Annotated in this window: 11 protein-coding genes; 6 read left to right on the forward strand and 5 right to left on the reverse strand. The window is 74.4% G+C overall.

Annotated elements, in window-relative coordinates:
* Positions 1-20: 20 nt before the first annotated feature.
* On the reverse strand, positions 21-1,004 hold the full coding sequence (locus ACH495_RS15725) for an aldo/keto reductase (RefSeq protein WP_396858425.1): 984 nt from the start codon (positions 1,002-1,004) through the stop codon (positions 21-23).
* 85 nt (positions 1,005-1,089) lie between these two features.
* Here ACH495_RS15725 and ACH495_RS15730 point away from each other — a divergent pair, with 85 nt between their 5' ends.
* On the forward strand, positions 1,090-1,881 hold the full coding sequence (locus ACH495_RS15730; protein ID WP_396858426.1) for a trans-aconitate 2-methyltransferase: 792 nt from the start codon (positions 1,090-1,092) through the stop codon (positions 1,879-1,881).
* Positions 1,878-2,903, forward strand: a complete 1,026-nt coding sequence (locus ACH495_RS15735) for an adenosine deaminase (RefSeq protein ID WP_396858427.1) — start codon at positions 1,878-1,880, stop codon at positions 2,901-2,903. The genes ACH495_RS15730 and ACH495_RS15735 overlap by 4 nt, the downstream gene beginning before the upstream one ends.
* Before the next feature lie 212 nt (positions 2,904-3,115).
* On the opposite strand, the gene ACH495_RS15740 is transcribed toward ACH495_RS15735, so the two are convergent.
* Complete coding sequence (locus ACH495_RS15740; protein ID WP_396858428.1) at positions 3,116-4,504, reverse strand: ATP-binding protein; 1,389 nt, start codon at positions 4,502-4,504, stop codon at positions 3,116-3,118.
* Between the two features lie 29 nt (positions 4,505-4,533).
* Positions 4,534-5,223: a response regulator transcription factor gene (locus tag ACH495_RS15745; RefSeq protein WP_018784999.1), complete on the reverse strand. Its 690-nt coding sequence runs from the start codon at positions 5,221-5,223 to the stop codon at positions 4,534-4,536.
* Positions 5,224-5,296: 73 nt separating this feature from the next.
* Here ACH495_RS15745 and ACH495_RS15750 point away from each other — a divergent pair, with 73 nt between their 5' ends.
* Positions 5,297-6,226: an ADP-ribosylglycohydrolase family protein gene (locus ACH495_RS15750; protein ID WP_396858429.1), complete on the forward strand. Its 930-nt coding sequence runs from the start codon at positions 5,297-5,299 to the stop codon at positions 6,224-6,226.
* Positions 6,227-6,575: 349 nt separating this feature from the next.
* Here ACH495_RS15750 and ACH495_RS15755 read toward each other — a convergent pair whose 3' ends face one another.
* Positions 6,576-7,448, reverse strand: a complete 873-nt coding sequence (locus tag ACH495_RS15755; protein ID WP_396858430.1) for a DUF1775 domain-containing protein — start codon at positions 7,446-7,448, stop codon at positions 6,576-6,578.
* Between the two features lie 200 nt (positions 7,449-7,648).
* On the opposite strand from ACH495_RS15755, the gene thrS reads away from it, so the two are divergent.
* Together thrS and ACH495_RS15765 are read left to right on the forward strand one after the other, a co-directional pair.
* A complete protein-coding gene (thrS, locus tag ACH495_RS15760) occupies positions 7,649-9,667 on the forward strand; it encodes a threonine--tRNA ligase (protein WP_396858431.1) in 2,019 nt (672 codons plus the stop codon).
* A 62-nt stretch (positions 9,668-9,729) separates the two neighbouring features.
* Positions 9,730-10,275, forward strand: coding sequence for an HIT family protein (locus tag ACH495_RS15765; protein ID WP_396858432.1), 546 nt, complete (start codon positions 9,730-9,732; stop codon positions 10,273-10,275).
* A 1-nt stretch (position 10,276) separates the two neighbouring features.
* On the opposite strand, the gene ACH495_RS15770 is transcribed toward ACH495_RS15765, so the two are convergent.
* Positions 10,277-10,813, reverse strand: coding sequence for a hypothetical protein (locus tag ACH495_RS15770; RefSeq protein ID WP_396858433.1), 537 nt, complete (start codon positions 10,811-10,813; stop codon positions 10,277-10,279).
* Between the two features lie 82 nt (positions 10,814-10,895).
* On the opposite strand from ACH495_RS15770, the gene ACH495_RS15775 reads away from it, so the two are divergent.
* Complete coding sequence (locus ACH495_RS15775) at positions 10,896-11,552, forward strand: hypothetical protein (protein WP_396858434.1); 657 nt, start codon at positions 10,896-10,898, stop codon at positions 11,550-11,552.
* Positions 11,553-11,806: the final 254 nt, after the last annotated feature.

Genomic DNA, 11,806 nt, shown 5'->3' on the forward strand with positions numbered 1-11,806 from the left:
GACGGGCCGACCCGGTGCGGTCACCACCGGTCGTGCACCTGCGGCCGGATCAGCTCGTCGTAGGTGGCCCGCACCGAGGCCAGCTCCACCTCGGTCAGCGGCGGCTGGCCGGCCGCCTCGGCGTTGCGCCGGGCCTGCTCGGCGGAGCGGGCGCCGGGGATCACCACTGTCACGCCGGGCTGGTCGAGGATCCAGCGCAGCGCGAACTGCGCCATGCTGCGGTCGTCGCCGACCAGCGGCGCGAGCCGGCGCACGGCGGCCAGGCCGAGGTCGTAGTCGACGCCGGAGAACGTCTCGCCGACGTCGAACGACTCGCCGTGCCGGTTGAAGGTGCGGTGGTCGTCCGCCGGGAACGTGGTGTGCTCGTCGTAGCGGCCGGAGAGCAGGCCGCTGGCCAGCGGGACCCGGGCGATGACGCCCACCCCGGCCGCGGCGGCGGCCGGCAGCACCCGCTCCAGCGGCTTGTGCCGGACCGCGTTGAGGATGATCTGCACGCTGGCCACGCCGGGCCGGGCGATGGCGGTGAGCGCCTGGTCGCAGGTCTCCACGCTGACCCCGTAACCGGCGACGCGCTTCTCGGCGACCAGCGTGTCCAGGGCGTCGAACACCCGGTCGTCGGCGAAGACGGCACTGGGCGGGCAGTGCAACTGCACCAGATCCAGCGTGTCGACGCCGAGGTTGGCCCGGGACCGGTCGGTCCAGGCCCGGAAGTTGTCCAGCGTGTACGCCTCCGGCGTCTGCGGCACCCGCCGGCCCATCTTGGTGGCCACGGTCAGCCCGTGGTCCGGGTGGGCCCGCAGGAACCGCCCGATGAGCTGTTCGCTGCGGCCGTCGCCGTACACGTCGGCGGTGTCCAGGAAGGTGACGCCGGCGTCGACGGCGGCGGTCAGCACGTCGAGCGCCGCGTCCTCACTGACCTCGCCCCAGTCCGCGCCGAGCTGCCAGGCGCCGAGTCCGATGATGCCGACGTGCCGGCCGAGCCGGTCGAAGTTGCGCTGTTCCATCCGGTCGAGCCTAGTGAGCGGGTTGCCGTGGCGCTCGTCGGGCCGTACGGTCTTACCAAGACGTACGTACGGTTTGGAGATTGTCATGTGGGACCCGAGCACCTACCTGCGCTACCACGACGAGCGCTCCCGACCGTTCCACGACCTGCTGGCCCGCGTCGGCGCCGAGCGCCCGCGTGCCGTGGTCGACCTCGGCTGCGGACCCGGCACACTCACCGCCACGCTCGCCGGCCGCTGGCCCGGCAGCCGGGTCACCGGCCTCGACGCCTCGCCGGAGATGATCACACGGGCCGCGGCCCTGGCCGCCCCGGTCACGTTCGGCGTGGGCGACGTCCGCGACTGGCGGCCGGCGCCGGACGTCGACGTGCTGGTCGCCAACGCGGTGCTCCAGTGGGTGCCCGGCCACCGCGAGCTGCTCGCCCGCTGGGCCGCCGAGCTGCCGCCGGGCGCCTGGCTCGCCGTTCAGGTGCCGGGCAACTTCGCCGCGCCGTCGCACCGCGCGCTGCGCGAGGTCGCCGGCCGGGAGCGGTGGCGCGACCCGCTCGCCGGGCTGCTGCGCGAGGCCCCGGTCGGCGAGCCCGTCGACTACGCCACGCTGCTGACCGACGTGGGCTGCGCGGTGGACGCCTGGGAGACTACCTACGTGCACCTGCTGCCGGCCGCCGCCGCGGACCATCCGGTGCTGACCTGGATGGAGGGCACGGCGTTGCGCCCGGTCCGTGCCGCACTGGACGCCGCCGGCTGGGCCGGCTTCCGCGCCGAGCTGGGGGTACGGCTCGCCGAGGCGTACCCGGTGCGGCAGGGTCAGGTGTACCTTCCGTTCCGCCGGATCTTCGTGGTGGCCCGCACCGGCGCCCGCGCAGAGGAGAACTCGTGACCGACCTGTCCACCTTCATCGCCGGCCTGCCCAAGGTGGAGCTGCACGTGCACCACGTCGGCTCCGCCTCGCCCCGGATCGTCGCCCAGTTGGCCGCCCGGCACGAGGGGCGCAGTCCCGTCCCGGCCGACCCGGAGGCGCTCGCCGACTACTTCGCCTTCCGCGACTTCGCCCACTTCATCGACATCTACCTGAGCGTGGTGGACCTGATCCGCGACGCCGACGACGTCTGGCTGCTCACCCACGAGGTGGCCCGCGAGCTGGCCCGCCAGCAGGTCCGCTACGCCGAGCTGACCGTCACCCCCTACTCGCACGTGCACCGGGGAATTCCCGCGCCGGCGTTCTGCGAAGCGATCGAGGACGCCCGCAAGCGGGCCGAGGCCGACTTCGGCATCGCACTGCGCTGGTGCTTCGACATCCCCGGCGAGGCCGGGCTGCCGGCCGCCGAGCAGACGTTGCGCATCGCGCTCGACGAGCGGCCGGACGGGCTGATCAGCTTCGGCCTCGGCGGCCCCGAGATCGGCGTGCCCCGGCCCCAGTTCAAGCCCTGGTTCGACCAGGCCCGGGCGGCCGGGCTCCGGTCGGTGCCGCACGCCGGCGAGACCACCGGGCCGGAGACCATCTGGGACGCGCTGCGCGAGCTGGGCGCCGAGCGGATCGGCCACGGCATCTCCGCCGTGCTCGACCCGGCGCTGCTGGCCCACCTGGCGGAGCACCGGATTCCGCTGGAGGTCTGCCCCACCTCGAACGTGCGGACCCGGGCGGTGGCCAGCCTCGACGAGCACCCGCTGCCGCAGCTCGTCTCCGCCGGCGTGCCGGTGAGCATCAACTCCGACGACCCGCCGATGTTCGGCACCACGCTCGACGACGAGTACGCGGTGGCCGCCCGGCTGCTGAAGCTCGGCCCGGACGGGGTGGCCGCGCTGGCCCGCGCCGCGGTGGACGCCGCCTTCCTGGCGCCGGCCGAGGCGGCCCGGATCAACGCCGAGATCGACGAGTACGCGGCGGGCGCGGCGCACTGAGCGGCCGGGTGGCAGGGCGGCGCGCGACGGGAGCGAGGTGTGGGGGGACCGGACTCCCGCCGCGCGCACGGATCCGCCGGCCGGAAGGTGTTACGGGGCGTCCCGACCGACGGAACTGATGGGTTCTGGGGAGATCCTGGCATTTCGCGGCGGTGTCGGGGCGGTCGTTAAACCACTCCTAAGGAGAACTTGCGCCGCGCCACAGCCACCGGTCAGCGCGGGCGCGGCCAGCGCCGCCCGGCGCGGGGTTCCCGGGCCTCCCGGGTCATCCGGCCCACCAGCCCGAACCGGCTGACCTGCCGGGGCGCCGCGTCCGGATCGGCCAGCAACATCACTACGCTGGCCCCGCCGAGCCGGGCCCGGTCCAGGCTCACCGAGCCGTTCGCCTGCAACGCGACCCGCTTGGCGATGTCCAGCCCGAGCCCGGTGGAACCCTGGTCGCTCTCCCCCCGGCGCAGCGCCCGGTCCGGGTTGGCGATGCCCGGCCCGGCGTCGTCGATCCGGATCGCCACCCAGCCGTCCCGGCGGCTCACCGCCACCTCGAACGCGGTGCCCTGCGGCGTGTAGCGGAACACGTTGCCGATCACCGCGTCCAGCGCGGCGGCCAGCTCGGCCCGGGGCACCGGCGCCGGGATGCGCAGTTGTGCCCCGACCACCCGGTGCGGCCGGTTCTGGTCGCCGGCCAGCGCCGACCAGAAGACCATCCGGTCCCGCACCACCTCGCTGACGTCGCAGGACGCCGGCGCCGTCTCCTGGCTGACCGCCTTGCGGGTGGTCTTGATGAGCTGGTCGACCTCGCCCTCCAGCGTGACGATGGCCTGCCGGATCCGCCGGATGCCGCGCCGCCGGTCCAGCTCCGCCTCGCTGAACGTGCCGATGCTGGTGTCGTCGGACTCCAACGCCTCCGCGTCCAGCCGCAGCGCGGTCAGCGGGGTACGCAGCCGGTGCGACAGGTCGGCGACGAGTTCGTGCTCGTCGGCGCGCAGCGCCACCAGCCGTTCCGCCATCCGGTTGAACGCGTGCCCGGCCTCGGCCAGCTCCCGGGGACCGGCCGGCTCGACCCGTACGCCCAGCTCGCCGTCACCCACCGCGAGCGCCGCCTTGACCAGGTCGCCGGTGGCGTCCACGGCCCGGGCCGCCACCCGGTCGACCACGATCACCGCAGCGCCGACCAGGGCCAGCGCCACCGCGAGCAGCAGCAACCACCGCCCGCCGCTGCCGTCGTCGAGCACCTCGTCGGGGACGAAGACCTCCACCACGGCCACCCGGTCACCGAGCACCACCGGGTCCAGCCGCAGCACGCCACCGTCCACCTCGGTCACCACCGAGCGTCGCTGGGTGGCGGCGTCGGCCAGCGCGGACGCGTCCGCGCGCCCGGCGGACTCGTCGGCGCCGATGCCGTGCACGACCGGCCGCAGCGCCGGGTCGTCACCGCTGGCCGCCACCGCCCGCTTGACCACCTCCGGGTCGGTGCTGACCGCCAGCGCGCCGGTGACCAACGCGCCGCGCCGGGCGGCGTCGGCCAGCTTCTCCTCCCGCGACTGGTCGGAGAGGCTGATCCCGAGCGGGACGAGGAAGGCGAGCGCGACCAGGCTGCACATGCCGGCGGTGAGCCAGGCCAGCGCCGTCCTCAGTCCGGTGCCACCAGCCGGAAGCCTACCCCCCGCACGGTGCGCAGGTAGCGCGGCTTCGCCGCGGACTCGCCCATTTTGCGGCGGAGCCAGTACAGGTGAACGTCGATGGTCTGGTCCTCGCCGACCGATGGCTGCCGCCATACCTCCTCCAAGAGTTCCCGCCGGGACACTACCCGGCCGGGACGCGCGGCGAGATACGCCAGCAGGTCGAATTCCTTGCGGGTCAGGGCCAGTGACTCCCCGTCCAGCACCGCGCTGCGCTCGCCCACGTCCACCCGCAGGCCGCCGACGGTGTGCACGGCCGGTTGCACGGTACGGCTGGCCCGACCGGCCCGGCGCAGCACGGTGGTGATCCGGGCGTCCAGGTGCGCGCCGGTGAACGGCTTGACCATGTAGTCGTCCGCGCCGGCCCGCAGCAACCGGACCACCGACTGCTCGTCGTCGCGGGCGGTGGCGATGATGATCGGCACGTCGGTGATGCCGCGCAGCATGCGCAGCGCGTCCGAGCCGTCCAGGTCCGGCAGGCCCAGGTCGAGCACCACCAGGTCGGGCGTCTCCGCGGCGACCCGGCGCAACGCGTCCAGCGCCGTGCCGACCGCGTGCACCGCGTGGCCCCGGTCGGTCAGCGACCGCAGCATCGCGCCGCGCACGACGTGGTCGTCTTCGACCAGCAGGACGGTTGCCACGTCAGCACCGTACTCGGCGTGGCAAGTCGGTCGCGTTGCGGCAGGCTGGTGAACCGGGCAAGCTGGAACGGCGATGACGTTCACCCTCTTTTCCGACACCCGCCTCACGCTCGCCCGCGACGCGCTGGCCGGCCTGTCGGTGGGCGACGCGCTCGGCTCCCAGTTCTTCGTGCCCGGCCGGCACCCGGCCGACCTCGCCGCCGGTCGGCTGCCCGCGCCGCCGTGGGAGTGGACCGACGACACCGAGATGGCCTGCTCGGTGGTGGCCGAGCTGGCCGCCGCCGGGCGGATCGACCGGGACCGGCTGGCACTGGCGTTCGCCGAGCGCTGCGAGCCGTACCGGGGTTACGGCCCGGGCGCGGTGACCGTCCTGCGGCTGATCCGCACCGGCACGCCGTGGCCGGTGGCCGCCGCGTCGGCGTTCGACGGTCAGGGCTCCTGCGGCAACGGCGCGGCCATGCGGGTGGCCCCGCTCGGCGCCTGGCACGCCGACTCCACCCGGCGGGCCGCCGACCAGGCCCGCGCCGCCGCCGAGGTGACCCACGCCCACCCGGAGGGCGTCGCCGGCGCGGTGGCGGTGGCGGTGGCCGCCTCGCTGGCCGCCCGGGCCCGCCTCGACGGCGACCGGCCCGAGCCGGCCCGCCTGCTCACCGCGGTGGCCGGCGCGCTCGACCCGGCCGGCGAGGTGCACCGGGGCGTCCGCCGGGCCGCCGCGCTGCTCGGTCACCCGGTCGCCGAGGTGGTCGACGCGGTGGGCAACGGCTCGCGGACGACCGCGCAGGACACCGTCCCGTTCGCGCTCTGGGTCGCCGCCACGCTGCTGGCCGACTACCCGGCCGCGATCCGCGCCTGCGTCGAGGCGGGCGGCGACGTGGACACCACGGCCGCGATCGTCGGCGGCGTCGTCGCCGCGTACACCGGGGTCGGCACGCCCGGCGGCGTCCCGGAGGGCTGGCTGACGGCGCGCGAGCCGCTGCCCGGCTGGCTCACCGCCCCCGCCTGACACCGCCCCGCTGCCGCTGCCGCTGTGCCCGCGCTCGCGGTGGCCGCCGTGCTCGCGCTCGCGGTGGCCGCGATGCCACCGGCCTCCGTCATGTCCGCGTGCGGCGCGGTTCGCGGCGGCCGCCGCCGGCGTCCGCATCACCACGAGTGACGGGTCGGGGCGGCAGGCCGCGGACGAGCGATATACCTGAGCGTCATAATTATGACGCCTAGGTATATCGCTCCGCATCGTCGTCATCCGGTCGGCGCGACACGCCGACGGGCTGCCGTCCCGGCGCGTCCGAGCCGCGGTCCAGGGCGGCGCTGCCCCGGCAGCCGAGCGGGGGACACCCGCGTCGTTCCCCGTGCGCTCACGCGAGCGGGCGCGTGCCACCGACCGGAACGGGCTCGGCCACTGTCACGTCGTCGCCGGCCGGGGGCGCGTCGGCGACGGGGGAGTCGGGATCGGGCGACAGGATCATGGTGCTGCGCCGGCGGCGGCTGAGCAGCCAGCCGATCACCCCGCCGCCGGCCAGGCCGGCGAGCAGGCCACCGCCGAGCAGCAGGTCCGCGCTCGGCCCGTCGTCGGCCGCCAGCGCCGCGACGGTCCCGTCGGCCGGCGCCGTGCCGCCCGGCGCGCCCCCGTGGCCGCCGTGCGCGCCACCGGCCGCACCGGTGTCGCCGCCGTGCGTGGCGGCGCCCGACAGCGACGGCAGCAACGCGACAGTCGGCGCCGGGTGCGCGCCACCGGCCGGGTCCGCCCAGCGGACCACCGTGCCGTCGGCGTACGTCTGCACCACGCTGAAGGTCAACCGGTCGGTGGCCGGCATCGGCCCCATGCCCAGCGGCAGCCGGGCCGTCCCGGCGCCGCCGCCCGCCACCCGCAGCCAGGTGACCGAGTGGGTCACCTGGTTCAGCTCGGCGGCGTGGATGCCGGCCACCGGCTGGTCCAGCGTGCGGGTGGTGATGGTCGGCGCCCAGTCCGGCACGGACAGCGGATAGACCTCGCCGATCGGCGCGTCCGCCGGCATGGTCAGCTCGATCTTGCTGGTCCGGGTGCCGGGTCGGTCGGCGGGCACCACCACCGACAGCTCGATCGCGTCGCCCTGGTGCACCTCGCCGGGGGAGGTCGTGACGGTCACGCCGGCGGCGGCGGCGGCGGCCGGGCCCGGCCCGCTCACCGCTCCGGCCAGCGCGGCGGCCAGCAGCGCCGCCGCCCACCGGCCCTGACGGGTCATCCTCATGGTCGTCCCCATCCTCGTCGACTGGGGTCGGTTCCGGCTCCGGCCCCACCCGGTAGTTCGGCCGGGACGGCGGAAAGGTTCAACGCGGCACCGAACTCGTGACCGGCGGGCCGGCGTCGGCGACGGCGGGGTCCGGGTGACCGATAGCATCGCAGGGGCCGGTCCCCGGCAGATCCGTACCGTCGACGACAGGAGTCACCGTGTCCGCACCCCGTACCCCCGCCGTGGCCGACCCCGTCGTCGTCGCCGCCGGGACCACGGCGGCCGACGCGGTGGCCGCGGCCGGCCTGCCCACGACCGGGCCCAAGGCCGTCGTGGTGGTCCGCGACCCGCGGGGTCAGCTCCGCGACCTGGACTGGGTGCCGGCCGAGGAGACCACTGTCGAGCCGGTCGCGCTGAACAGCCCGGACGGCCTGGAGGTGCTGCGGCACTCCACCGCGCACGTGCTGGCGCAGGCCGTGCAGGACGTCTTCCCCGAGGCGAAGCTCGGCATCGGCCCGCCGATCGAGAACGGCTTCTACTACGACTTCGGCGTCGACAAGCCGTTCCAGCCGGACGACCTGGCGAAGCTCGAGAAGCGGATGCAGGAGATCGTCAAGTCCGGCCAGCGGTTCCGTCGGCGTCGCTTCGCCAGCCTCGACGAGGCCCGCGCCGAGCTGGCCGCCGAGCCGTTCAAGCTGGAGCTGATCGAGGTCAAGGGCGAAGGGCTGGACTCCTCCGAGGTGATGGAGGTGGGCGGCGGCGAGCTGACCATCTACGACAACCTCGCCGCGAACGAGGAGAAGGTCTGCTGGTCGGACCTGTGCCGTGGCCCGCACCTGCCGAACACGCGGCTCATCGGCGCGTTCAAGCTGATGCGCTCCGCCGCCGCCTACTGGCGTGGCTCGGAGAAGAACCCGCAGCTCCAGCGCGTCTACGGCACCGCGTGGCCGACCCGCGACGAGCTCAAGGCGTACCTGAAGCTGTTGGAGGAGGCGGCCCGGCGCGACCACCGCAAGCTCGGCGCGGACCTCGACCTGTTCAGCTTCCCCGACGAGATCGGCTCCGGCCTGCCCGTCTTCCACCCCAAGGGTGGTGTGCTCAAGCGGGTGATGGAGGACTACGTCCGCACCCGCCACATCGAGGAGGGCTTCCAGTACGTCGGGACGCCGCACATCTCCAAGGAAGGTCTCTTCCACACCTCGGGACACCTGCCCTACTACAAGGACACGATGTTCCCGCCGATGGAGATGGAGGGCAGCGACTACTACCTCAAGGCGATGAACTGCCCGATGCACAACCTGATCTACCGGTCGCGCGGGCGGTCCTACCGTCAGCTCCCGATCCGGCTGTTCGAATTCGGGTCCGTCTACCGGTACGAGAAGTCGGGCGTGATCCACGGGCTGACCCGGGTGCGCGGCTTCACCCAGGACGACTCGCACTCCTACTGCACCCGCGAGCAGGCGCCGGCGGAGATCAAGCACCTGCTGGGCTTCGTGCTCAGCCTGCTGCGTGACTTCGGCATCGACGACTTCTACCTGGAGCTGTCCACCCGCGACGACACCCGGCCGGACAAGTTCGTCGGCACCGACTCCGACTGGGCCACCGCCACCGCCGTGCTGGAGGAGTGCGCCCGGGAGACCGGCCTGGACCTGGTGCCCGACCCGGGGGGCGCGGCGTTCTACGGCCCGAAGATCTCGGTGCAGGCCAAGGACGCCATCGGCCGGACCTGGCAGATGTCGACGATCCAGTACGACTTCAACCAGCCGAAGGGCTTCGGGCTGGAGTACCAGGCCGCCGACGGCACCCGGCAGCAGCCGGTGATGATCCACTGCGCCAAGTTCGGCTCGATCGAGCGGTTCATCGGCGTGCTCACCGAGCACTATGCCGGCGCGTTCCCGGCCTGGCTCGCGCCGGTGCAGGTGGTCGGCATCCCGATCCGCGACGACCACGGCGACTACCTGGAGGAGTTCGCGGCGACGCTGCGGCGGCACGGGATCCGGGCCGAGGTCGACCTGGGCGACGACCGGATGCAGAAGAAGATCCGCAACGCGCAGCAGCAGAAGATCCCGTTCATGGTGATCGCCGGCGACGACGACGTGGCCGCCGGCACGGTCTCGTTCCGCTACCGGGACGGCTCGCAGCGCAACGGCGTCCCACTGGCCGAGGCGGTGGCCCACGTCCGCGAGGTGGTGGAGTCCCGCACCAACAGCGGCCCGTCCGCCCCTGCCGAGGGGTAGGGCGCGAGGCCCGGGGCGCACGGGTTCGGCGGGGGACCGGCGCGGATCGTAGGATCGCCGGTGTGACAGGGGTGGAGCGGCACGCGGACAGTGGCCTGGCGGACGGGCTGGACCGGCTCTGGACGCCGCACCGGATGACCTACATCGCCGGCGACGACCGGCCCGAGGGCGGGTACGAGAAGCCGACCGGCTGCCCGTTCTGCCTGGCCCCGGGCCGGCCGCCGGAGGAGAGCCTGGTGGTCGCCCGGGGCGAGCACGTCTTCGCCGTGCTCAACCTCTATCCCTACAATCCGGGCCACCTGCTGGTCTGCCCCTACCGGCACGTGGCCGACTACACCGAGCTGGACGCGCCGGAGACCACCGAGCTGGCCGCGTTCACCAAGGACGCCATGCGGGTGGTCCGGCACACCTCCAGCGCGCACGGCTTCAACCTGGGCATGAACCAGGGCGGTGTGGCCGGCGCGGGCATCGCCGCGCACCTGCACCAGCACGTGGTGCCGCGCTGGGGCGGCGACGCCAACTTCATGCCGGTCATCGGCCGCACCAAGGTGCTGCCGCAGCTGCTCGCCGACACCCGCGACCTGCTCGCCGAGGCGTGGCCGGCCTGACTCAGCGCAGCCGGCCCCGTATCCGGGCGAGCCGGCGGCGGGCGCCGGTGGCGGTGCGTTGGGCCGCCGCGGCCCGGTCGCTGGCGAGTTCCGCACGGACCGCGAGCTGACGCAGCCGACGCTGCACCATCCGGTCGCCGTGCCGCGCGATCCACAGGCAGACCCCGGCCAGCGGCAGCTCGACCAGCACCGCCAGCACCACCGACACCACCAGGTCCGGCCCGGGCGGCGTGGTCGTCACGTCGAACCAGGCGTCCACCGCGAGCATGGTCGCGGTGGCGGCGGCCGCGAGCACCACCTGCCGGTTCCCCCGGTACGCGTGCCAGGCGGTCAGCCCGAGCAACGCCACCAGGCCCAGGTCGAAGCCGACCCAGGCGGCCCGGTAGTGCACCGTGACCTGATGCCGGGGCAGGGTGAACGCCAGGTAGCCGATCCAGGGCAGGGTGAGCACGGCCAGCGCCACGAACGTGGGCGCCACCCAGCGGGGCGCCGGGCGTACCCGCGCCGCCTCGTCGACCTGGTCCACCGACGTCTCCATCCTCGCCTCCCGGCCCCGGTGGTGCCCCCGCCGCCGGGCTCGGCAAACCCGACGGCCACCCCTCGACAGTACGATCTTGCGCATGGCCCTGCTGCACCGCGCGGAACTGCGCCCCTCGAAACTGGAACTGCTTGTCGGCTGGCTGCCCGGCCGGCAGTGGTTCGCCGGCGAGGCCGACGCGCCGGTCAGCCGGGTGGCGGCCTACCGGTTCGACGACCCGGCCGGCGCGGTCGGGCTGGAGACGCTGCTCGTACGCGCCGGCGAGGGGCCGGTGCTCCAGGTGCCGTTGACCTACCGGGGCGCCCCGCTGGCCGGCGCGGACCGTTTCCTGGTCGGCACCGTGGAGCACTCGGTGCTCGGCCGCCGCTGGGTGTACGACGCCTGCGGCGACCCGGTCTACCCGCCGGCGCTGGCCGCCGCGGTGCTGGCCGACGCGGGCCAGGCGGAGGAGTACTTCGAGGTCGACGGGGAGCGGCAGGTGCGCGCCCCGAGCATGACCGTGTCCGGCAGCCACACCGACCGGGCGCTGCCGGCCGGCCCGGCCGACGAGGTGGTGGACGGCGATCCGACGGTGATCCGCGTGGGCGGGGTCGAGCTTGCCCTGGTCCGCCGGCCCACCTCGGCCGACACCTCGGCCGACGTGCGGACCGGCGTTCCGGCCGACGGGTCGGCGGCGGGCCGGCTCGTCGGCGCGTGGCCCGGCGGAGACGCGCCGATGCTGCTGGCCTACGCCCGCTGAGACCGGGCGTCGCGGGTCCACGCCGCTGCGGTCCGTGCGCTGCGGTCCGTGCGGGCAGCTCCTTCCACCGGTCGGCGAGCAGCAGATTGCGGACGCCCGGTCGCCCGCTGCCGGCCGGTTCGAATGAACACATCACTGCGAAGCGATATGACGAGGAGTCAGATTTATGACTCTGCGGTATATCGCTCGCATCGAGACCCTTTTCCGAGGGCATCACGCAGTGTGACGAGTCGCGGATACCCGCGGTGACGAAC

Origin of the sequence: Micromonospora sp. NPDC018662 (genome assembly GCF_044391475.1) — a bacterium.
Classification (GTDB): domain Bacteria; phylum Actinomycetota; class Actinomycetes; order Mycobacteriales; family Micromonosporaceae; genus Micromonospora.

Excerpts from the sequence above, each read along its gene's own strand:
- ACH495_RS15725 (WP_396858425.1), bottom strand. The coding sequence starts at position 1,004 with ATGGAACAGCGCAACTTCGACCGGCTCGGCCGGCACGTCGGCATCATC.
- ACH495_RS15730 (WP_396858426.1), top strand. The coding sequence starts at position 1,090 with ATGTGGGACCCGAGCACCTACCTGCGCTACCACGACGAGCGCTCCCGA.
- ACH495_RS15740 (WP_396858428.1), bottom strand. The coding sequence starts at position 4,504 with ATGTGCAGCCTGGTCGCGCTCGCCTTCCTCGTCCCGCTCGGGATCAGC.
- ACH495_RS15750 (WP_396858429.1), top strand. The coding sequence starts at position 5,297 with ATGACGTTCACCCTCTTTTCCGACACCCGCCTCACGCTCGCCCGCGAC.
- ACH495_RS15755 (WP_396858430.1), bottom strand. The coding sequence starts at position 7,448 with ATGAGGATGACCCGTCAGGGCCGGTGGGCGGCGGCGCTGCTGGCCGCC.
- ACH495_RS15770 (WP_396858433.1), bottom strand. The coding sequence starts at position 10,813 with ATGGAGACGTCGGTGGACCAGGTCGACGAGGCGGCGCGGGTACGCCCG.
- ACH495_RS15775 (WP_396858434.1), top strand. The coding sequence starts at position 10,896 with ATGGCCCTGCTGCACCGCGCGGAACTGCGCCCCTCGAAACTGGAACTG.